The 21,891-nt window shown below is 51.1% G+C and carries 14 protein-coding genes; 11 read left to right on the top strand and 3 right to left on the bottom strand.

The genetic code is table 11. The features are described 5' to 3' along the window. Positions 1-69: 69 nt before the first annotated feature. The 7 genes from H144_RS0121470 (at position 70) to H144_RS0121440 (ending at position 10,256) form a co-directional block, all read left to right on the top strand. Entirely contained in the window at positions 70-1,137 is a 1,068-nt protein-coding gene (locus H144_RS0121470; RefSeq protein WP_019944171.1) for a FecR family protein, read from the top strand. Positions 1,138-1,347: 210 nt separating this feature from the next. Further along, positions 1,348-4,785: a TonB-dependent receptor gene (locus H144_RS0121465; protein WP_019944170.1), complete on the top strand. Its 3,438-nt coding sequence runs from the start codon at positions 1,348-1,350 to the stop codon at positions 4,783-4,785. Between the two features lie 33 nt (positions 4,786-4,818). Beyond that, on the top strand, positions 4,819-6,432 hold the full coding sequence (locus H144_RS0121460) for a RagB/SusD family nutrient uptake outer membrane protein (RefSeq protein ID WP_019944169.1): 1,614 nt from the start codon (positions 4,819-4,821) through the stop codon (positions 6,430-6,432). Between the two features lie 145 nt (positions 6,433-6,577). Further along, positions 6,578-7,264: a hypothetical protein gene (locus H144_RS0121455; RefSeq protein WP_019944168.1), complete on the top strand. Its 687-nt coding sequence runs from the start codon at positions 6,578-6,580 to the stop codon at positions 7,262-7,264. 74 nt (positions 7,265-7,338) lie between these two features. After that, the gene (locus H144_RS0121450) at positions 7,339-7,680 is read left to right on the top strand and encodes a HipA domain-containing protein (protein ID WP_019944167.1); all 342 of its coding nucleotides are present in this window, start codon (positions 7,339-7,341) and stop codon (positions 7,678-7,680) included. A gap of 113 nt (positions 7,681-7,793) precedes the next feature. Then, on the top strand, positions 7,794-9,197 hold the full coding sequence (locus H144_RS0121445; protein WP_019944166.1) for an MBOAT family O-acyltransferase: 1,404 nt from the start codon (positions 7,794-7,796) through the stop codon (positions 9,195-9,197). Positions 9,198-9,200: 3 nt separating this feature from the next. Further along, positions 9,201-10,256, top strand: coding sequence for a hypothetical protein (locus H144_RS0121440; RefSeq protein ID WP_019944165.1), 1,056 nt, complete (start codon positions 9,201-9,203; stop codon positions 10,254-10,256). Here the strand turns inward: H144_RS0121440 and H144_RS0121435 are convergent. Continuing rightward, positions 10,247-10,984: a DNA-formamidopyrimidine glycosylase family protein gene (locus H144_RS0121435; RefSeq protein ID WP_026350887.1), complete on the bottom strand. Its 738-nt coding sequence runs from the start codon at positions 10,982-10,984 to the stop codon at positions 10,247-10,249. The genes H144_RS0121440 and H144_RS0121435 overlap by 10 nt on opposite strands. A 130-nt stretch (positions 10,985-11,114) precedes the next feature. Here H144_RS0121435 and H144_RS0121430 point away from each other — a divergent pair, with 130 nt between their 5' ends. Next, on the top strand, positions 11,115-12,281 hold the full coding sequence (locus H144_RS0121430) for an AI-2E family transporter (protein WP_019944163.1): 1,167 nt from the start codon (positions 11,115-11,117) through the stop codon (positions 12,279-12,281). 59 nt (positions 12,282-12,340) lie between these two features. On the opposite strand, the gene H144_RS0121425 is transcribed toward H144_RS0121430, so the two are convergent. Then, positions 12,341-13,354 carry a ScyD/ScyE family protein gene (locus H144_RS0121425; protein ID WP_019944162.1) on the bottom strand — a complete coding sequence of 338 codons (1,014 nt, stop codon included), beginning with the start codon at positions 13,352-13,354 and terminating at the stop codon, positions 12,341-12,343. Between the two features lie 196 nt (positions 13,355-13,550). Here H144_RS0121425 and H144_RS0121420 point away from each other — a divergent pair, with 196 nt between their 5' ends. The 3 genes from H144_RS0121420 to H144_RS0121410 all read left to right on the top strand — a co-directional run bounded on the left by H144_RS0121420 (position 13,551) and on the right by H144_RS0121410 (position 20,982). Beyond that, entirely contained in the window at positions 13,551-14,129 is a 579-nt protein-coding gene (locus tag H144_RS0121420; RefSeq protein WP_019944161.1) for an O-methyltransferase, read from the top strand. Between the two features lie 186 nt (positions 14,130-14,315). After that, a complete protein-coding gene (fdhA, locus tag H144_RS0121415) occupies positions 14,316-15,503 on the top strand; it encodes a formaldehyde dehydrogenase, glutathione-independent (RefSeq protein ID WP_019944160.1) in 1,188 nt (395 codons plus the stop codon). 169 nt (positions 15,504-15,672) lie between these two features. Continuing rightward, on the top strand, positions 15,673-20,982 hold the full coding sequence (locus H144_RS0121410; protein ID WP_019944159.1) for an ATP-binding protein: 5,310 nt from the start codon (positions 15,673-15,675) through the stop codon (positions 20,980-20,982). Here the strand turns inward: H144_RS0121410 and H144_RS0121405 are convergent. After that, positions 20,942-21,838 carry a Nif3-like dinuclear metal center hexameric protein gene (locus H144_RS0121405; RefSeq protein WP_019944158.1) on the bottom strand — a complete coding sequence of 299 codons (897 nt, stop codon included), beginning with the start codon at positions 21,836-21,838 and terminating at the stop codon, positions 20,942-20,944. The genes H144_RS0121410 and H144_RS0121405 overlap by 41 nt on opposite strands. Positions 21,839-21,891: the final 53 nt, after the last annotated feature.

The raw sequence follows: 21,891 nt of genomic DNA, 5'->3' as shown, positions 1-21,891 counted from the left end.
TTTCTCCATCCGAGGGTATATCGGTTTCTGTCATTCATAATATCATAGAAATCATTTGAAAAATGAAGAATGGACAGGCCAGACTACGATTTGAATACCCCGGAAGACTTCCTGGACAATGAACACTTCCGCCGCTGGGTCAGGTACCGGCGCGACGACGACCGCATTTACTGGGAGGATTTTCTCAGCCGTTACCCCGAAAAGCGCCCCGCTTACGAGAATGCCGTTGCGACGCTGCTCGTGATCTACGGACATGATGTGCCAGACTCCGACGACGGCGCCGGGAGGCTGCGCGACCTGCTGAATGCCGAAACGCGACCGCGGGAATCAACACCGCTCTGGCGGTGGCTTCGATGGTCGGCGGCGGCGATGCTTGCGATCGGGCTCGGTTTCTGGTGGAGCAGGGCAGGGCGGGAGGCCGGCGATGTCGGCAGGGGAGTTGCACAAATGGCCGCTGCCACGCAATCGGAATGGGTAGTCCGTCAAAATGACGCCCAGGCGGTACTGCTCGTGAATCTGCCCGACGGTTCCTCTGTGTTGCTCAGTAACGGCAGCCGCATCCGGTTCGGCAGGGAAATGAATGGTGCCGAACGGGACGTATACCTGGACGGTGAGGGCTTTTTTGAAGTAGTTAAAAATCCTGCAAAGCCTTTTCTCGTGCATACCGATAAGCTTACTACCCGTGTTTTGGGCACCAGTTTTCGCGTGAAATCCTTCCCCGGGCACGACGAGGCCGAAGTGGCCGTCAAAACCGGCAGGGTGGCCGTTACGACAATCGATAGGGAGGCCGCCAAACCCCTCATGCTTTACCCCAATCAGCGGATGAGCCTCGTCCGCAAGAACGACCGCCTCCTGCGCGCGGTGAAAGATATTTCAAACACCGACATAGTGGCCGCAATCGATGCGGAACCATTTGATTTTCAGTTTACCCCGGTTTCCGAAGCATTTAAGATACTCGAAACGAATTATGCGGTGAAAATCCGTTTCGATGAGGAGAAAATGAGCCATTGCACGGTGACCGCTGCATTGAAAGATGAACCGTTTCTCGAAAAAATACGATTGATATGCCTCGCCACCGAAACCTCATTCGTCCTGAACGGCGACGAGGTCACGATCTCAGGCGCCGGCTGCCCCTAGCCGGGCGCCCCTAGCCGGGCACCCCTAGCCGGGCGCCCCTAGCCGGGCGCCCCTAGCCCCTCAAAATGCTCACTTAACTATCAACTTATGCGAAAACACAACTGCACCAGATTACTTATGCCCTGATTTTCGAGGTGCCTGCCGGGCACAATGCGGCCGGGCGGCAAATGCTCTTTCTAAACTTTAACCAATCATGAAATTTTTACATCAATGAAATTGAACTCGACAGGTTCCAAACAATCCCTGCGCGGTTTGCTGGGCATCCAAACGATGCTCATGCTGCTGTTCATGCAATTCAGCTGGGCCCGGAGCGGCTCCGCACAGGAAATGCTCAACCAGCGCATTTCGATCTCCGTAGAAAACGAACGGATCGAATCGGTGATCTCGCGACTCGAAAAATCGGCTAATGTGAGTTTTCTGTATAGCCGGGAAATAATCCAATCACGCCGCAAGATCAGTTTTGAAGCAGAAAACAAACCGCTTTCCGCCGTTCTGGAAGGCATTCTCCAGCCGCTCGGTTTGAAATATGAAGTGTCCGGTGACAAGATTATTCTCAAACGTCAGCAAAATACGTCCGAAGCAACTGTTAATGAGGTCGTAACGCCCGCCGTCGCACAAGCGGATTCGGACATCAATGTGTCGGGGACGGTAACGGACAATGCGGGCGTGGGCCTGCCTGGCGTGAGCATTCTCGTGAAAGGCACCCAAAGCGGTACCACTACGGATGCCGACGGAAAATACAAGCTTTCGGTGGCCGGCAATAGTTCGGTATTGATATTCAGCTTCGTAGGCTACATTTCGCAGGAAATTGCGGTAGGCAGCAAAACGGCGATCGATGTGCAGCTACTCACAGACGACCGCGCATTGGAAGAGATCGTAGTCGTAGGTTACGGTACGCAAAAAAAGGCCAATCTCACCGGTGCCGTATCGACCATCGATTCGAAAGCCATTGAAAACCGCCCGTCCAGCAACCTCGCGACGGGTATGCAAGGCGTGACGCCGGGCCTCGTGGTAACGCGCCAGACGGGACAGCCGGGCCGGGAAAACATTAATATCCAGATCCGCGGCGCCACTTCGGCAAATGGTAACGTGAACCCGCTCGTGCTGCTCGACGGCGTAAGTGTGCCCATCAGTACCATGCAAACCATGAACCCCAACGACGTGGAGAGCATCAGCGTGCTCAAAGACGCGGCAGCAGCGGCCATTTACGGTGCACAGGCTGCGGGAGGGGTGATTTTGATTACTACCAAAAAAGGTAAATCGGGTAAGGTTACGTTCGATTACCTCGGGCAGCAGGGCGTGGACTGGTCGCTGAACGTGCCGGAGCGCATGTCGCTGCTCGATGAGGCATTGTTTTCCAATCTTGCCCGCGCCAACTCCGGCAGCTCGCCGGAATACACCGACGAGGAAATCCAGCGCATCCGCGACCGCGTTCCGTACGTGATCAACCCGGCGGATACTTCGTCCTATCTGTTCTACAACCAGGACCCGATCGCGAACCAGATCCTGCGCAAATACACGTCCATGAGCACGCACAACATTACAGCGCGCGGGGGAACCGAAAAGCTCAATTTCCTCATTTCGGGCGGTTATTATAACAAACAGGGCGTTTTCAAAGTGGGGCCTGACAGCTACACCCGCTATAATGTCCGGATGAACCTCGGTTCGCAATTGACCAAACACCTGTCGCTCGACAGCCGACTTGCTTACACGAACGACAAGGCCCGGACGGCTTCAACGGACGTGAACGGAAGCGGCTTGATTTACCAGGTATATCGTTTCCGCACGCGGAACCCGTTTTTCACGCCAGAAGGCCGCTACAACTCGGCCAACAACACGTACGCGATCCTCGAATCGGGCGGGTATAACGAGAACCGCCGGAATTATTTCGATGGGGTATTCACATTGACGGCCGCGAATTTTATCAAAGGCTTGCAGATCCGCGCCATTGCCGGTACCCAATACCGCCGCGGTGATCGCGAGGCATTCAACCGCACCGTGCCGCTTTGGAGCAAATCGAAAGTGGCGGGTTATGTCAACCAGATCAACTCCTTCAACATTACCGACGACGTGACCAAGAACACCAACCTGCAGGCGTTGGTCAACTATGATTTTACATTGGGGAAGGACCATAATTTCGGCCTTTTTGCAGGGTATCAATGGGAGAACTTCCGCACCGATACGCTCTTTACGGGCGCTACCAACCTCGTGAGCAACGACTTGCCGACGCTGAACCTCGGTGACGACAAAACCAAGAGCAACCGCCAGGTGATCGCGACGTATGCATTCCAGTCGGTTTTCGGAAGATTTAATTACAATTATAAAAACCGCTACCTGCTCGAAGCGACGATCCGTCTCGACGAAAGCTCGAAACTGGCGCCGGGGTTGAGAAAGAAAGTTTTTCCGGCGGCATCCGTCGGCTGGAACCTGCACCAGGAAAACTGGTTCGCGACTCCGCTGCCGTTCTTCTCGGAATTCAAGCTGCGCGGTTCTTGGGGGCGACTTGGGGGCGCATTGGGCACGAATATCGGTTATTACGACTACCTCAGCCAGCTGAGCCGCGGCAACAACCTCGTGCTCGGCGACTCGCGGACTTCCTACATTTACCAGGGCTCGATCCCATCGGCCGCATTGTCGTGGGAGACGATCGAGACGACGAATGGGGGTGTCGACATAGGGTTGCTGCAAAACCGCCTGCAAATCAGCGGGGATTATTATGTGAAATTCAACCGCAACATGCTCACGCCGCAGCAGCTGCCGGGTGTGATCGGGGTGGGAACGCCGCGTAAGAACAATGGCGAGCTGAAATCGTGGGGCTGGGAAACGGAGCTTCGCTTCCGCGACAAGATCGGCAAGGATTTCAACTATTCGGTGGCTATCAATTTCTCGGATAACAACAACAAGCTGATCAACTTTTCGGGCAGGACGGTCGTCGGCGCCGGTACCAATGGCCTGATCGAAGGATACGCATTGAATACGGTTTGGGGTTACCAGACGGCGGGCTATTTCAGCAATGCCGACGAGGTGAAAGCGGCGGCATTCCAGGATAACCGTACCGGTCCGGGCGATGTGAAATATGTGGATCTGAATGGCGACAAGCGCCTTTCGGTGGGTAAAGGGACCGTGGCCGATCACGGCGACCTCGTGCTGCTAGGCACCACCGCGCCGCGTTACCTGTTTGGTGTGAACCTCGGTGCCAGCTGGAAGGGTTTCGACTTTTCGGCATTCTTCCAGGGTGTGGGCAAACGCGCTTACCGCTCGACGGCCGAGTCGGTGGCCCCGCTGCTCGTGACCTGGAAACAGGCAATGGGCATTCATAGCGACTACTGGACGCCCGAGCACACCGACGCGCTTTTCCCGAGACCTTACACAGGCGGCACGCACAACTACCTCGCATCCGACAAATGGACGCTGGACGCGAGCTATGTGCGCCTGAAAAACATCCAGCTGGGTTACACCATTCCCGAGCGCATTACGGAGCGTATCAAGGTGTCGCGCGCGCGGCTGTTTTTCTCCGGCCAGGATATCCTGACGTTCTCCGGGTTGGGGAAATTCCAGGGCTATTTCGACCCGGAAACACGCGACGGCGTAGAAAACGACTATCCGTTCTTCGCAACGGCTTCGCTGGGTATCAATGTGTCGTTCTAATTTTGACAGATCATGGCTTTTCAACAAATATCAATGAAAATAACGCTTAAAAAAGCTGTATTGGGCCTTTCGTTACTGGCCGGGCTCGGTGCGTGCGATGTGAACCGGCTGCCCGAAACGAATATCAGCGACGACAGCTTCTGGACGTCCGAGTCGGACATTAAAACTGCTAACAACTATCTGTATACGTTTCTCCCGGGCTTCAACAATGACGACGTTTGGTCGGACGATGCATTCGGGCTTGCTGCGAACACGATCAGTGACGGATCGCGGCTAGCACCGGCGACTGCTTCCGGGGATTACAACACCCCTTATTCGCTGATCCGGGCCGCGAACAATGTGATCGAAAAGGCGCCGCGCGCGGCGGTGACGCCTGCTGTGCTGAACCGCTACCTGGCGGAGGCGCGTTTTTTCCGTGCCTGGGCATATTTCGGCTTAGTGCAGAAATATGGCAGCGTGCCGCTGATCCTGAAAACGCTCGATGAAAACAGCCCGGAACTGCGCCAACCCGGTGCGCCGCGCGAAACGATCGTGGAGCAGATTTACACCGACCTCGATTTCGCGATTGCCAACTTACCCACCATTACCGCATTGGGTACGGCCGATTTCGGACGCATTTCAAAAACGGCCGCGCAGGCATTCAAGGCGCGCGCGGCATTGTTTGAAGGCACTTTCGCGAAATACCACGCCAAAGGCGACGCCGCGAAGCATTTGACCATTGCATTGGCGGCCAGCAAAGCGGTGATCGATAGCAAGGAACATGCATTGTTCGGCAACTATTTTGACCTCTTCCAGCTCGCGGGCGAGGGGCGCCAGAACAAGGAGAATATCATCGTACGGCAATACGGCGTGTCGAACACCGAGCGGGTGTCGACGCATTCCTACTACCGCGGTTCGCTGGAAAACGGGAATGTGAACCCCACGAAGTCGCTGGCTGATTCGTACCTGATGAAAGACGGCTTGCCGATCAGCAAGTCGCCGCTTTGGGTGCTGCCCGATTCGTCGCAGAAGGTGTTCCGCAACCGCGACGCCCGCATGAGCGCGACTTTCATGAAGCGCGGCGACGCGATGATGACCACCAAGCCGATCTTCGACATCGCTAACCTTGTTTTCAACAAAACAGGCTATATGTTCCGCAAATTCGCCAATGTGGACGACTGGAACACGCAAAACTCGACGATCGACCGGCCGCTGCTGCGCTACGCCGAGGTGCTTTTGATTTTCGCGGAAGCCAACTATGAGCTGAACGGCGCCATTACCGACGCGGAACTGGATATGTCCATTAACCTGCTCCGCGAACGTGGGCAGATCGCAAAACTGACCAATGCATTTGCGAAAACGAACGGTCTGGACATGCGGGAGGAAATCCGCCGCGAACGCCGGGTGGAGCTGGCGCAGGAAGGTTTCCGTTACTGGGACATTATCCGCTGGAAAATCGCTGAAACGGAGCTTGTGAAGCCGGTACTGGGTAATTTTTATTTCAAAACCGAATTCGCAGCCGCCACCGTGAACCTCACGCCGGATAATATTATCCTCGTGCAGGCTGCCAGCTTCCGCAAATTCGACCCGGCCAAAGATTACCTCTGGCCGCTGCCGATCAACGAAATCGCCCTCAACCCCGATCTCGACCAGAATCCGGGGTGGTAGGTGAGAGGGAGTAGGGAAGAGGGGAAGAGGGGGAAATTTTTTGTTTTCGGCGCAAGCCTCCTTCCTCCCTTTCCTCCCCTTTTTTAACACCGGTTACAACCGAATTGGGTGCGGGTGCGTCCAGCTTCTATAAACCACTAAACCTATGCAAGCCAGACTTATCTCCATCCTGCTTTTAGCAACCGTCACATTCACCGCCTGCCAGAAGGAAGCCGCCGATCCGCTTACGACCGGCCCGGAACCCGTTCCTTACCGCATCGAGAAGGACAGCATCGAAACCGGCAGCTTTCTCGGCATAGCCATTGGCGATGAAGCCGCAGCCGTTTATCCCAAAATTCAGGCGCTTCAACTCAGCAAGGGCGTCACTGCCATGAATGTAGTCGGCAACATTTTCTCCGACCTCGACCAGCTCCGCGACCGCATTCCCCTCTACGAATACATCCTGCTCGACCAGAACCGCGGCACCGACACGGGCGTTCAGATCACGATCAAAGGCACCAGTGTAAGTGCCATTTACCTCAACAGCGGCAAAAAACTCAATCAATGGCCTGAAAAGGAGAAAGCATCCGCGTCGGTACAAACCGGCGAACATGTGAACGCGCTCTTCGGCAAATTCACCAGCATACGCAAGAACAAAACGTACTCATCCAAATTCGAGCGCATTTTCCTCATGACGAAAAACCTCGCCACCGCCTACGACCCAGCCATGACGCAGTCGCCGCAGTGGTACTTCGGCTACGCCACCGGCCCGGAAACGAGCGAACAGATACAAGTGCATTTCGAGAACGGGAAGGTGAAGAAGATCAGGATTGATCACTATTCGCAGTATTGAGCTATATTCATCACTACAAATCGGACGGTCAATGCTATGATCGTCCGATTTTTTATACCCTAAAAGGTATAAAGATGACTCAACTTCCCAGATATGTAAAGGAAAAACGCAAGTCGGTAGGGCTTACGCAGGAGCAAATGGCGCTGAAAGCCGGGGTAGGTTGCCAATGGTCGGAATTGCTCACGGAACAGAAATACAAGGGCTCGTATGAAAAGGTAGGTAAGCTGATCCGCCAGTATTGCACGCATAAAGGGTTGGATTCGCTGGCATTCTTTGAATTAGTGCTTTTTTCGTTTTTGACCGGAAACAACGATATGTATTTGAAAAACTTCTCGGTCGTGCATGACAATGGTGAAATCAAGCTGGCGCCGGCCTACGATCTGTTGAATGTCAACCTGGTATTTCTGACATCCTGATACGGCCCCATTTCCCCTTTCGCTCAGTTTGCCCGCCCTTACGAAAACTAACTTTGCCAAAGAGCAGCTTAGGTGATTGATTGAGCACAGTTTCAACACACTGTGCCCTTCATATGCTCTTCAATTCCCTCCACTTTATCGTATTTTTCGTGTTTGTCACGAGTGCGTATTACTCCGTGCCGTGGCGCTCGCGGTGGGTGCTGCTGCTGGTTGCCAGTGCGTATTTCTATGCGTCGTTCATTCCGGCATACCTGCTGCTGCTGGCGGTGATTATCTTGTTCGACTACCTCGCCGGGATCTGTATCGGGCTGCTTACGGGCTGGCGGCGAAAATGTATGCTGGTCATGAGCATCGTGGCGAATGTCGGGTTTCTTTCGTTTTTCAAATATTACGATTTTCTTATTGCCAACATGGCGGCGTTGTTCGGGGTGTTCGGGCTTGACTATCAGCCTGAAAGCATGGCATCGTCGTACCCGGGCCTGGCGCTGCCGATCGGGTTATCGTTTCATACATTTCAATCGATGAGCTACACCATCGAAGTGTACCGCGGAAACCAGCGAGCCGAACGACATTTGGGCATTTATGCATTGTATGTGCTGTTCTATCCGCAGCTCGTCGCCGGCCCGATAGAACGCCCGCAGAATGTGCTCTGGCAATTCCGCCAAAAAATGGATTTCGACTGGGACAATCTCCGTACCGGCCTTTGGTGGATGGTGTGGGGTATGTTCAAAAAAGTGGTGATCGCCGACCGCCTTGCACTGGTCACCGACCCCGTGTTCGAAAACCCCGGCGCCTGGAATGCCCCCGCGCTAGCCCTGGCGGCCCTATTTTACAGCATTCAGATCTACTGCGACTTTTCAGGCTATTCCGACATTGCATTGGGTTCGGCCCGTACGATGGGCTTTCGGCTAATGGTCAATTTCCGCTCACCCTATTTCGCCCGTTCCATCGCCGGGTTCTGGCAACGCTGGCACATTTCGCTCTCTACCTGGTTCCGCGATTACGTGTACATACCCATGGGTGGTAACCGGCGGGGAGGTGTAAGGACATGCATCAATTTAATGATCGTCTTTTTGTTAAGCGGCCTTTGGCACGGTGCGGACTGGAAATTTGTCATCTGGGGCGGCCTGCACGGCATTTACCTCATCATCTCTAAAATAGCTGATCGCCCGACATTCCGCCTCCCGCAGTTACCCGGCTGGATGCAGGCATTATTTACATTTATTTTAATAACACTAACCTGGATTTTCTTCCGCGCGCATAACCTGCAACACGCGCTCGCGATCCTGCGCGCACTAGGCACGCCCGCACGCTGGGGAATGCCCGCCCTGCCGATCGGTACGGGCGAATGCCTGTTTTGCCTGCTGTTAACGGGTGTTTTGTTTTTGAAAGAACGTTACCTGCCCGACTACGTGCCTGCGACGCGGCTGTTCTGGCCGTCGCTCGGGTTGGCTACTTTCCTGTGTTACCTGCTGGGTGTGTTCGGCAGCAATCAGTTTATTTACTTTCAATTCTAGATTATGCAAACCATTTTCCACCTGTTCCGGCTGGGGCTTTTGCTGCTGTCCGGCTCACTGCTGCTCACCGGTTTGTCCGATCGTTTGCAGCGGAAACTCAATGCCCGCGGCCTCGTCCCTGACCAATACCGGTTTGGGGATTTGTACAATATTTCCAATCTGCCCGATTTTAAGGAATTGCAATGGAAGGAAACGGACGATCTCGGCGTGACAGACCAACCGGCACATCGCGCCGGGAATGTCGATCTGTACACGATCGGCGATAGTTTTACCACGATGGATACAAGCTTTTACGCCGGCCATCGCAACCACCATATCTGGCTAGGCACCGAAGTCGAAACGGTGGCACCCGATCCCCGGGTGCATTCCATCCTGGTGATCGAAGTGATTGAAAGGACCATTCAGGAACGTTTGCGGGAACATTATGCGGATTTATACATTCACCGTGGTTTTCAGGTGGCGGGTAAAATGCCGGTAGGTCAATCTGATGCGGCAACCGCTTACGACGGGTCTTTTTGGAGTAATCCGATCAATGGAGAAATTAACCAGCGGCTCGAATTCCTGCTATTCAATTCGGAGCTGGCCCTGAAATGCAAGGAAATGAAGGCGGGCCTGATGCTGAACTGGTTCGATCGCACGCACCCGGGCGCGCTCATCTCGCGTGACCACCGGTTCCTGTTTTACGAAGTCGAGGCTAGCCCCAAAAGCGTACTTTCCCCGTTTCAGCCGCTTACGGACGCGGATATAGACAGCGTGGTAGTGAATATGAACCGCATTCGTTCGCATTACCGCAATGCCGGCTTTGCGGAAGTGTATTTTTGCTTCATTCCGAACAAGGTAACCGTCTGCGAGCCGGGTCGGCACCCGCACAACAATCAGATTCCCCGAATTGAGCAAAACGCACGCCTGGAAGCACCGCTGCTCAAACTGGATCACGAACTGCTCCGCCATCCCGAATGGTACCATAAAAGCGACGGGCATTGGAATGTGAATGGTAAAAGGCTATGGCTCAGGACGGTGAATGCGTTGGTGATGAAGTGGGCAGGCGGTCATTCATAGCGTCGCTGGCAGTTGTTGCAGTAGTAGCTCCGCCGCTTGGTACGCCCCAGGTAATCCTTGTGAAACGGGATGTCGCAGCGCGGACAGATCTTTTTCGTATGCGCCAGCCAATGCTTTTTCAGTACCCCCGCCTTTTTCCATTCCAGAAAATCGAATGCGTAATTCCGCGTTTCCTTTACCATTTCCTTCAATTTCGCGTCGGGAATCTTGCCCACAACGCTGAGCGGATGAATGCGGCAGCGGAACAGCACCTCGTTTTTGATGATATTACCGCTGCCCGCAAAAATGTCCTGGTCGAGCAGGACGTCGCAAGCGGGCATTTGGGGATGATCCTTTAATTTTTTGAGTGCGGCTGTCGGTTTCCAGGTTTTGGCCATGATGTCGCCCGACCAGTCGTACAACTCGTCGACCGGCTTGTCGAACAGCTTGATCGCCGACGTATAAAAGTTCAGTTCGTGTTTATCGAACAGCAGGGTCAGTGCCGGTTTGGCTTTTTTCTGCTCGTCGATCAGGTAGGAGCCGAACAGCATGAAATGAATGCGGACGGTGAAGTCCTTGAAGCAGATCAGGAAATGTTTTCCCCAAGACCGGAAATCGGTCACTTTCTGGTTGATGAGCCGGTCCTTATCGATCTTGGCGCTGCCTTCGGCGTGGCGTACCGGCTTGCCTGTCAATCCCAGCTCCTCAATAGCTTCCCTTAAAATAACGATGGACGGTCCCTCTGGCATAGTGCGGCATTTTGTTTGAAGGTTTTCGTCAAGAATAATGCCAGCAGCTTCGGCACACTTATTGCAAGTTGGTTTCCAAGATCACCAGTGTTCATCTACCACGCCTGCTTTTCATTTCTGACACTTTTCTATGGGACTATTTTTTAAAAGTCGCAAGCACGAAGCCGCTGCCCCCGAACTGCCCGAATGGCTGACCGCGCGGGACGGTTTTCCGTTTTATATCAAAGCGCCGATGGTGCTCATCGGGCTTTACCTGTTTTTCTACATACTCAATCTTTTGCAGGAGATCATCGTCCCATTCGCATTCGCCGGGCTGATTTCCATCCTGCTCAACCCGATTTACAACCGATTTCAGAAATGGAAATTCAATAAGATCGTCGCCATTGTGCTCACGATCTTCCTTGCCATACTGGTCGTAGCCGGGATCATGTTTTTTCTGTCGTCGCAAATCGTCCAGTTCGGCGATATGATCCCGCAGCTGGAAAAAAAGGCGATCAAACTGCTCGCGAGCTTGCAGGAATGGCTTTCAACCACTTTCGGCATTTCCACGGAAAAGCAGATGAGCATGCTCGACGAGGCAGTCAATAACAGCAAAAATTATGTGGGAAGGACGGTCACGACGGTGTTCGGCGTAATCAGCTATTTTGTACTCATTCCCCTGTACATCTTCCTGTTGCTTTTTTACAAACCGTTGATCCTCAATTTTGTATTCGAGGTTTTTGACGAAGATAACTCCGAACAGGTCGCTGAAATCTTGCAGGAAACCAAGGGCGCCGTCCAGAGCTATATTGTAGGGTTAATGATAGAAACCTCGATCATCGCCGCGTTGAATTCCATTGCGTTGCTGATACTTGGCGTGCAGTATGCATTGCTGCTGGGCGTGATCGGTGCCATTCTGAACCTCATCCCCTACATCGGGGGCATCATCGCCATTGCTTTGCCGGTGCTCATCTCGTTCATCACCAAGGACGGATTTAGCACGCCATTGCTGATTGTAGCAGCCTATACCGTCATTCAGTTCCTTGATAATAACATCATCGTACCACGCGTGGTGTCGTCCAAAGTTTCGGTTAATGCATTGATTTCGATTTTGGTGGTATTGCTTGGCGGTACCTTATGGGGCGTTAGCGGCATGTTCCTGTCTATCCCGTTTGTAGCCGTTTTGAAAATCATCTTCGACCGCATCGACGAGTTGAAACCCTGGGGCAAGCTGCTGGGCGATACCATGCCCGAAGATCCCCCTGCACAGGTGGTCAACCCGCGCGAGGCGGATAAAGAGCACCAGTCGCTGTTATGAAATAAAACAGGCAGGCATTCGAGCGAATACCTGCCTGTTCTATTATAATATATTGTAGATCAATAATCCAGCTTTTTGATACTACCATCACCAAGGCTCAGGACGTAGAATGTGCGGTCGCCCCAGCGCTTGATGTCCGTCGGCCTGTCGAGCCCGGTCGCAAGCACGGCGCCATCCTCGTTCACCACGGAGCCCGTGCCTGCTTTGAAGCCCGGAGGGTTACCGGGGCCGCCCGGAGGCATCGTGAAATCGGCATAATGCAGGAAGAGCGGCTTGTTATTGGCGGTCAGCGTTACGTGCGTAAGTGTTGTAAAGCCCGATTTGTAAGGGACCATTACACCGGTTGTATTCACCTTGTAAATGCTGGCCGAGCCCGGCGAGAACGGGAAGCCGGTGAGGCTGCTCAATATGAAATGCGTTCCGTCGAAAACGATGCCCGTCGGAACCGGGTCGCGGTTCGGTGCGATCGGAGGGAACGTGGTGAACATGTCGAGGATGTGGTTGTTCTTGTCGCGTTTGATCACGGCGTTGGCGCCGGCGTCAACAATATACAAATGCCCATCCGGTCCTTTTGCAAGGGCAAATGCATTGGAGTTGTTATCGAAAGTCAGGTTTTTCGTTGCTACAAATGCCTTGATATTTTCTGTTGGCAAGGTGGCCTTATCCTTCGGCAGGCTGCCTCCCAGCACGCTGGCCACATCGATCACATAAAGTAAGCCTTCTACGCCATGAAGCAGGTACAATGTGCCGTTGTCATAAAGTAAATGACTGATACCCTCTACATTACCCTGGTTAACCACCGATGTAAAGTTGGTCACGACAGTCGTTTTTGCGCCTTGCGGGGTGATCATCACCAACGCGCCGTCGTTATTGCCGGTGCCGCCTTCGGTAACCCAAAAACGCCCCTGCTCGTCGATCACCATGCCGATGGGTGCACGTAATCCGCTTACAAAAGGAGAAACGTTGAATTGTGTAGGCTCAGGTACGGGCTCGCCGTGGTCGGTACAGGCGTCGACGAGCACCATGGCCGCCATTAATGCAAATGCAAGTAAGGAGAGGAAATGCTTTTTCATTGCAGTCGAGTTAGAGTGGAAAGATGTGAATGGGAATTGCGGAAGCTGTGGGCAAAAGTAAAGGTTTGGGGTTGTCTACCATTGTACAATCGGGTCATTATCAGGAGAATTTACTTACCGGTAAAGTTTGTGACGGAATGCTTTCATATGTCGTCAAAACTTGACTTTTTGCAGTTCACAAATCCCCACCAGTCACATGAATCAGGACATTCGCCAGCCGCTGCCGGCGGCTTATCTTTCCATCGACGAGGCAACCAAAGCCTCGGGTTTCACGATGGCTTCCGACATTTACACCTGTTCGTTACTCAAAACCCTGGCCGCCTCCAAACCGGGCAGCAAGTTTCTTGAACTTGGTACGGGCTCGGGCCTCTCGACCTCCTGGATTCTTGATGGAATGGACGCCCATTCAACACTCGTGTCCATCGACAACGACGCCGGCTTGCTGGAAATCGCCCAAAATCATCTCGGCGGCGACCCACGCCTCAGCCTGGTGCATACCGACGGCGAAGACTGGGTGAAAGCCCATTCGGACGAGAAATACGATTATATTTTCGCCGATACATGGCATGGAAAATACCTTTTGCTCGATGAAGTGCTCAACATGCTCAATCCCGGTGCATTCTACATCATCGACGACATGCTACCGCAGCCCAACTGGCCCGAAGGTCACGACCAGAAGGCGATCAACCTCGTCGAATACCTCGACAGCCGTGCCGACCTGGCGCTGACGAAGCAGATTTGGGCCACCGGTATTATCCTGGCCGTCAGGCTCTGAACATAACTTATTTCCTTTCAATTTTCCAAACCACCCTCTGACACATTCACAGGGCGGTTTGGAACTTTTTGTGGTTCGTATAGGAGTAAATTAAGGGATTTGTGCGCTTGAATTTCATAATTGTAAGATGATCTTGTAATGATCAAAGATTGTGGATTTGTAGTACTAACCCTTAAATCTTAGCTTATGTGCCAAAACCATGGAGTAGCTTACATTAAACCGGGCCAGGTGGAAATTCAGGAAATCGAATATCCCAAACTGGCCCTCGGCGATCGCAAATGCGAGCACGGCGTGATTCTGAAAATTGTTTCCACCAACATCTGCGGCAGCGACCAGCACATGGTCCGCGGCCGGACCACCGCCCCGGCCGGGCTCGTGCTGGGTCACGAAATTACCGGCATCGTCATCGAAGCCGGCCGTGATGTGGAATTCATCAAAGTCGGAGACCTGGTATCCGTCCCGTTCAACATTGCCTGCGGGCGCTGCCGCAACTGTAAAGAAGGAAAGACCGGTATCTGCCTCAATGTGAACCCGTCACGTCCGGGCGCCGCGTACGGGTACGTAGACATGGGCGGATGGGTAGGCGGGCAGGCCGAGTATGTGATGGTTCCGTACGCCGATTTCAACCTCCTGAAATTCCCCGACAAAGACCAGGGTATGGCGTACATCAAGGATCTAACCCTGCTCTCCGACATATTCCCGACGGGTTACCACGGTGCCGTTACGGCGGGGGTAGGGCCGGGTTCTATCGTATATGTGGCGGGTGCAGGCCCGGTCGGACTCGCCTGTGCGGCATCCTGCCACTTGCTGGGCGCGGCCGTCGTGATCGTCGGCGATATGATCCCCGAACGCCTCGCGCAGGCCGCCAGCTTTGGCTGCGAAGTAATCGACCTCACCAAAGACACGCCCCTCGAACAAGCCATCGCCGAAATCATCGGCGTCCCGGAAGTAGATTGTTTTGTCGACTGCGTAGGGTTCGAAGCCCGTGGCCATGGGGCCCACGCAGCGGAGGAACGCCCGGCTACCGTCCTCAACACGGCGATGGCCGTCACTCGTGCAGGCGGCGCGATCGGCATCCCGGGCCTCTACGTCACCGGCGACCCCGGCGCTCGCGACAGCGCGGCCAAGGAAGGCAGCCTAAGCATCCGTATCGGCCTCGGCTGGGCTAAATCCCATTCATTCTACACCGGCCAATGTCCCGTCATGAAATACCACCGCAACCTGATGAACGCGATCCTCTACGACAAAATCAAAATCGCCAAGGCGGTAAATGTGGAGGTGATCACCTTACAGGACGCGCCCAGGGGGTATGAGGATTTTGATAAAGGGGCAGCGAAGAAGTTTGTGATCGATCCGCACGGGATGATCGTCTGACAGGTGTCAGTGCTCATCATACAGGCGCCTGATTCTCGGAATCGGGCGCCTGTTTAGTTTCAATGCCTGAGATCCGACCGCTCAATAACATTTTTCCGACCGGTTTGCATTAGATTATTTTATAAGTAACCTTATGGAAATAATCTCATAATCAACCCTTTCCTCTATCATGCCGTCTCACGAGAATTACGATTTCCGATCGTATATCAAGGATATTTTTATCGAAGTTCCCAACTACAATTATTATCACAAGCCGCACAACGGAACGCAATCAACCAAAGAAAAGCAAGAAAAGCGTGATCACCGATTTATAGGACGGGCAAAATTACAGGCGAGTTTTCTGCATATCTTGGAAAAGGGGGATCGTAATGGCGCATACCTTGTGACGGGTTATCGCGGGATGGGTAAGACGAGCTTGGTGAACCATGTGGTGTATAACTACCGGAAGAACGCTGAGAAGGGTAAGAATGGGAATAATTACGAGGAAATTAGTCCCGTTAAAATCAGCCTTGCTCAGGCTAAGCTCGACGAGGTGGATGTGTTGAAACATATTTTGAAATTTGTCCTTCAATGCATTGTAGAAGACCGCGCAAAGTGGCGCATTCCTCTGCTGGATTACAGTACTATTTTTTTTGCCATGATTGCCTTTATTACGGCACTCTTTTTCGGTGGTGCAGGATGGTTTAAAGCATTTGCACAGAACAATGATGCGCTCTCATTATCCGGACTAGGCTTCTTTCTCGTTTTCGTAGCACTGCTGTTTATCGTCCTATCCAATTCAGGGAAGTATATCATTTCAATACTCGGGGCTGTGGACCATCACAAGCGAAACCATTGGTATTTGCTAATGTTGGCATTTCTATTACTGGGTGTCGCGTTCTTGGGCTTCTTTTTAACACGCGATCATCAAACGGGTGGAAGCTTGCTTGACAACATTTTCTGCTTTTGTGCAGGGTTTTGGAAGAAGCCCGTGACATGGGTTGTCCTTTTCTTTTGTCTTCCGCTAATGATGGCCCTGCCCCACTACGTACGGTCGTTCCCCACGCTGAACATGCTCTACAAGTTGCACAAACGGGCGAATCTGCTTCATGAACGCAGTAATGCCAGTGTAACGATTGACGGCGACGGCGCGAGCGTTCTGAAAGATATTAGCTTCTCGTTCAGTGGAAGGAGATCCAAGACTTACCAGATTGCCCCAGCCAAAGAAATCGAGTATGAGCTTATCGAAATTTTGAGAGATTATAAAACACGCAAATTCATTTTCATTTTTGATGAGCTCGACAAGGTTGAAATGGATGTTGAGTTCAATAAGGATGAGAAATTCGGTGAATCGGAGAGGACCTTTTTGAACGACTTGCGCGAGCGTAAACAGATCATTATCAAAGTCCTTTCGTCATTGAAGCATCTCCTGACAGAAGCAGAAGCACGATTTATATTTATTGCCGGCCGGGAAATGTTCGACGCATCGCTCGCGGATATTTCGGACAGACAGTCGGCATTGGGTAGTATTTTTCACCACACCATTTATGTAGAGAGTTTTTTGAAAGAAACGCGGCTTATCAACTATGCTGAAAATGTAAATTCAAACAGCCTCGTTGAGGAATATTTGCAACATATATTGTTGGCGAATATTGAAACGCCGGCCAGGAAAAAGGAGTCCCGAGGGCAACTTGAAAAGAAGCGCCATTTAAAAAACAGCCCTTCAAACAGTCCCGATGAGATCCGGGCTGATCGAAACGAGGAGATGTACTCGCTTTTGAACAGATTTTACGCGAGTAACGATGATTCTGAATTGAAAGGTAAGCCGTTTCTATATTGTTATTGGGACTTTTTAGAGGTAATTCGGTCACAATCTTGCGTAAACAGTAATCCTGATGAAATCTCGTTGAAGACGATATTTACGATACAAAATTTCATTACATATCTCTCTTACAGGAGTAACGGATCACCCAAGAAACTCATAAAACTGATCGAAGAAAACTTTGTCAAAGGTGAATCGATTTTTGGGAAAAATAGCAGAATGACAAAGCAATGGGAGCGAAGAGATACGGATTACACGATTCTGGAAAACGACATGCACGTCGTAATTTGTAATAGTAATACCGAATTGAAAGACAAAGTGTTCTTGAATTTTTCATTCAAGCAGCAATATAAACTAGGCCTGAATGCATATCTGTTTTTTCCATTCCTGTCATTGCAAAAAAACCTCCTTGAAAATTACAGCGATAGTGTAAATGTGTCTACACCATATTTAATGGATAGCATAATTAAATTCCACCCATTTGCATTTTCAAATCATAATCTTGAACTCCTTCCTGAATTTCTTTCCACTAACAAAGCCCCTGAACTAAGGTATTTTGTACAGGAATTGATAGACTTTTTAGGTAAAAATCATATCCGGGAAACGGATTCAGGTTTGTTTAAGTATAAGTTTTTTGATAGGACCCACAATGAAATTGCTTACATATCCCGTATTTCAGATGAAGAGTCAGCCGCATTCAATTTCAGTATGGATGAGAGCTTTGCCATCAAGAATCATATTGCTTATAAAATTCAGTACTTGCGTAACGTTTATAAGGATTTTAAGAAAACCAATAACTCGTCGGTAGAATCGCTATTGTTTTTGAACGACCTTTTGGGTGATAGTCAGCTATTTGACGAATACTATAAGGATGCAATTATTTCGTTGAGCGATTCATTGCACGACGTGCCTTTGCCAGACCGCGACACGCCCATTGAAAGCTTTCTGATATGGATGCGGATCAAATTGAAACTGTCAATGGTATTTGATAAGATGCGGTACTACGAGATGGCAGTGGGGCATTTGGGATTGGCAATGGATGTAGCACTGGACTATTTGCACGATCGCTATCTGGCTGATCCGGAGCGTGACGAGGTAATAGATCCTAAATATCGAAATGTCAGAACAAAGCTTTTGCACGTCGTTCTTCACGAGGGAAAGGAAGACAGCAAAGGGGGGGCGAAGCAGAAACGGACCCGCACACCACTGTACAGGGAATTGCTTCAAGTTACGCAACATGCCATTCTGGGCTCAATTTACGTGCAGGAGAAGTTCGCAGAGGGGCTTACATACGCCAAAATGAATGACTACCTCCGCCAGTATTCGAAGATCCATGAACACAATGCTTTCCTCGAATATCAGGGACGCGATATGATGATGGCCAGTTTTTACCTCGGTTTGGGAACGGTATTGTACTTTAAAAACAAAACACTTCCGCTAAACAAGACCGATAAGATTTCGAAAGAAAAAGCGAGTATCATCGGCCGGAAGCCAATCACGCGTCGAAATGAAATTGAATTTTTAAAAAAGGTTGAGCAAGAAATCGGGTCAACGCCGGTATTTAGAAATAGTCCCAATGACGGTAACCCGATCAATGATGACTTGACTTTTTTCCCATACATTGTTCCTTCTTACCTGGAATTGTATAAGTCATTTCGGACATTCGAAAAAAAGAACAGCGAGCGGAATGATTTTAGGTTTTCCTTTATCACATACATTGCCTATAAAAAATCGTTAGCGACATTTTTGGCGGTGGATTGGCGCGAGGGAAATCCTATGGTTACAGACGATAAGCCTCCCCGATTGCATACATTCGACTCTTTCGCCCGAAAGATTGGGAGTGAGGGCGACCCGCGGCAACTGGTACTGGATGGCCCATTTGGGCTTAAATCGCTTATTGGTAAATCGATAGACGTATTAAGAGATTACAAAAATGTCCATGGCTCACGTAAGCTTATTTCGCTGGCAAATGTGATTACCAAACTGGCAGACCATCTTCTTTCACTGTATGATTCGCGGAAGAGCGCGACTGTTGAGCATGTGTTTCTTGCGCAGATTGAGGCCTTCGAAAGTGAGAAAAACTTCATTGTTACGGACGAGGCCTTTATTGATAGAATGGTATTTAATGGATCAGGTGACACCAAGGGCGAATTTGTTGGATGTGCCTGGAACAGCAGCAAAGTGTCGTTGACATACATTGTTAACCTATATTACCTCGCCGGCAGATTGTATTCGAGGGCAGGCAGAAACGTCGCTTATAGTTTTCAATTGAGAAAGATATTATTGACAATCAGAACTACCGGCGTATTGAAACGTTATGCATTGGGCCACTTACAGTCGTTAATTAGATTTCTCGAACAAACTATTGTTAACAAAATACTTCAATTAAACTCCCTTGCGAATGGCTCCTCCGACAGAGCGCAGATAGCAGCAATCAAGTTTTTTTCAAAAACTCAAAACATTTCTTTGGCTCCTGACTCGCGAAGGACTTTTTATCAGAACCTGGCAAGTAATCCGGACTCGAAAGAAGCGCTTGTAATTTTTGGAGAAATAAAGTTGTTCGCTACCAAGCGCCAAATAGCTTTCAACCGATCGCAGCAAATTGCAGAGGGGAGAAGTATTCCCGATTTTAAGTCAGCGGTTGAGGGCATCGACAGTCTTAATCTAATAGGCCAATTTAACAGCATATCCCATCAGGCAGTGCGTGTGATGGAGCTGAATTTACAGGTAAAAATCAATAAGATCCTACTGGACGAGGTTTTGAACTACCAATTGGCGCTTAGCGACAATGCTAACACACAGACGGTTACGATTTCTATCGGTGGAAATTATTGCTGGATTGATAAACTTAATAGCCATTCTCACGGATTGGACTTCGAAAGCCTAACATCGCCGGAAGAGGGAGATAAGTTTTTGTTTTATCATTCTCTGCCCGACGAAGAGCGAGCTGCCTTTATAATCCTGGTTAAATACTTGGCGATGAGTGATAAGGGGCATTTGTCGTCACAGTCAAAGCCGGATTGTGATGGGGAATGTGCGGATCACATTAGTCAGATTGAAGCTTTGAAGCACTACACGGAACTAGTTACAAATTCCATCTTTTGTTTACACCAGGCCGTTCTGACGTGCAATATGTACGGCATAAATTATATTCAGGGACCCGCATATCTTGCTGGTTTCTACAAGAAAATGGGCGATTGGACCAAGCATTTGAACCTGCTGCGCATTGTTGGTCGATATGTTGATGGAAAAGAGAAGGGCAAACGCACTTGCTGCGAAATCAAAGTCTTTGCAATTATCAAAGAAATGGAAGACAACCTCGAAAGACTAGTAGGCCGCCCTGCAATCCGTAACATAGACGACTACCTTTCTCACTACCAAAACGCCATCGAACAATACAATAATAGCATTCAGCTCCACAGCGAAGGGCCGGCCTACAAGCATCAGTTGAACAATATGATTTATCTCGAAGATGACTACGGCGATAACCTTAACCACTTCGGCGCGGCAATTGAGCGGCAGATGATCAATTCAGGCAAAACGAGGCGGCATATCGAAGCGCTGGAAAAGGAAATGAGTATTTCCAGGCTTTTCGATCCAGCGAATTATTATGCCGATATCAAAACAAAAATCCAACCTAAACCCACAAAAACGGATCCCCCGAAGCCACATGCGTGACCTTGACGCCCGAAATTTTCGGCTGCAACCATTCCATAAAATATTCCATCCCCGGCTCTTCACTGACGGCATGGCCTAGCACGATGAGGGCCATTCTGGAGCCTAGCAGGCGGCCGTCGCGGGCGTACTCGACGCCTTCCCATTCCGGGGTCTCGCCCACGATGAGCACGTCGGGTTTTTCGGCGACGGCTACCGATACCTGGCGCTGGCCGCCGGCGGCGCCGGGCATGATGGCGAGCTTCGAGCAGGGCTGCGAGAGGTCACCGATGACGCGGAGTTTCTGGATGCCCAGCTTCGTTTTCAGGTGTTTCACCAGGTCGCCGAGGGTTGTGGAGGGGATCGTCAGGGCTGCCGTTTCGTTTTTGTAATACTGCGTCCAGCCTGCCTTTTTGACGACACCGTAGCGGATCGCGTCGGGTTTTAGTGAGTGGCAATAGTCGTGAAAGCGCCAGACGGCGATTTTATGCTTTTCGAGCAATGCCTGCTTCTTTTTCACGACGTCGTTGTCCTTCACCCATTCCAGGTCGTCGCGGTGGTTGTAGAAGGTCGGCTCGTGGGCGATGATGAAGTTCGCTTTGAGCTTTACGGCTTGTTCGATGACGCTCACCGTCGCGAACATCGTCGTGACAATGCCGGTTACAGCCTGGTCGGGGCTGCCCGATTTGAGCGTGTCCACCGTGTCCGGGATTGTTCGCAGGTTACCTTCTTTGAGGATCAGGTCCATGATCTGCTGCACAGTGTAGGCCTTGGGCGCCGCAGCGAGCAGCATTTCGGGTTTCAGGAATGTGAATGCAGTTGCGGATAATGCGGCCTGGCTGAGGAACCGGCGGCGGGTATGGTCGGGTTTTGAAATCATCGCTTATTGTATTTCAGGTACAAAACAAAGAGGCCGGTTGCCCGGCCTCCTAC

Origin of the sequence: Dyadobacter beijingensis DSM 21582 (assembly GCF_000382205.1) — a bacterium.
Taxonomy (GTDB): Bacteria; Bacteroidota; Bacteroidia; order Cytophagales; family Spirosomataceae; genus Dyadobacter; species Dyadobacter beijingensis.
Note: the sequence above shows the minus strand (reverse complement) of the source record. Positions and strands in the feature narration are given on the sequence as shown.

Bases quoted from the DNA above. Each gene is read 5' to 3' on its own strand.
- H144_RS0121470 (WP_019944171.1), top strand. From the start codon at position 70: ATGGACAGGCCAGACTACGATTTGAATACCCCGGAAGACTTCCTGGAC.
- H144_RS0121465 (WP_019944170.1), top strand. From the start codon at position 1,348: ATGAAATTGAACTCGACAGGTTCCAAACAATCCCTGCGCGGTTTGCTG.
- H144_RS0121460 (WP_019944169.1), top strand. From the start codon at position 4,819: ATGAAAATAACGCTTAAAAAAGCTGTATTGGGCCTTTCGTTACTGGCC.
- H144_RS0121455 (WP_019944168.1), top strand. From the start codon at position 6,578: ATGCAAGCCAGACTTATCTCCATCCTGCTTTTAGCAACCGTCACATTC.
- H144_RS0121450 (WP_019944167.1), top strand. From the start codon at position 7,339: ATGACTCAACTTCCCAGATATGTAAAGGAAAAACGCAAGTCGGTAGGG.
- H144_RS0121445 (WP_019944166.1), top strand. From the start codon at position 7,794: ATGCTCTTCAATTCCCTCCACTTTATCGTATTTTTCGTGTTTGTCACG.
- H144_RS0121440 (WP_019944165.1), top strand. From the start codon at position 9,201: ATGCAAACCATTTTCCACCTGTTCCGGCTGGGGCTTTTGCTGCTGTCC.
- H144_RS0121435 (WP_026350887.1), bottom strand. From the start codon at position 10,984: ATGCCAGAGGGACCGTCCATCGTTATTTTAAGGGAAGCTATTGAGGAG.
- H144_RS0121430 (WP_019944163.1), top strand. From the start codon at position 11,115: ATGGGACTATTTTTTAAAAGTCGCAAGCACGAAGCCGCTGCCCCCGAA.
- H144_RS0121425 (WP_019944162.1), bottom strand. From the start codon at position 13,354: ATGAAAAAGCATTTCCTCTCCTTACTTGCATTTGCATTAATGGCGGCC.
- H144_RS0121420 (WP_019944161.1), top strand. From the start codon at position 13,551: ATGAATCAGGACATTCGCCAGCCGCTGCCGGCGGCTTATCTTTCCATC.
- fdhA (WP_019944160.1), top strand. From the start codon at position 14,316: ATGTGCCAAAACCATGGAGTAGCTTACATTAAACCGGGCCAGGTGGAA.
- H144_RS0121410 (WP_019944159.1), top strand. From the start codon at position 15,673: ATGCCGTCTCACGAGAATTACGATTTCCGATCGTATATCAAGGATATT.
- H144_RS0121405 (WP_019944158.1), bottom strand. From the start codon at position 21,838: ATGATTTCAAAACCCGACCATACCCGCCGCCGGTTCCTCAGCCAGGCC.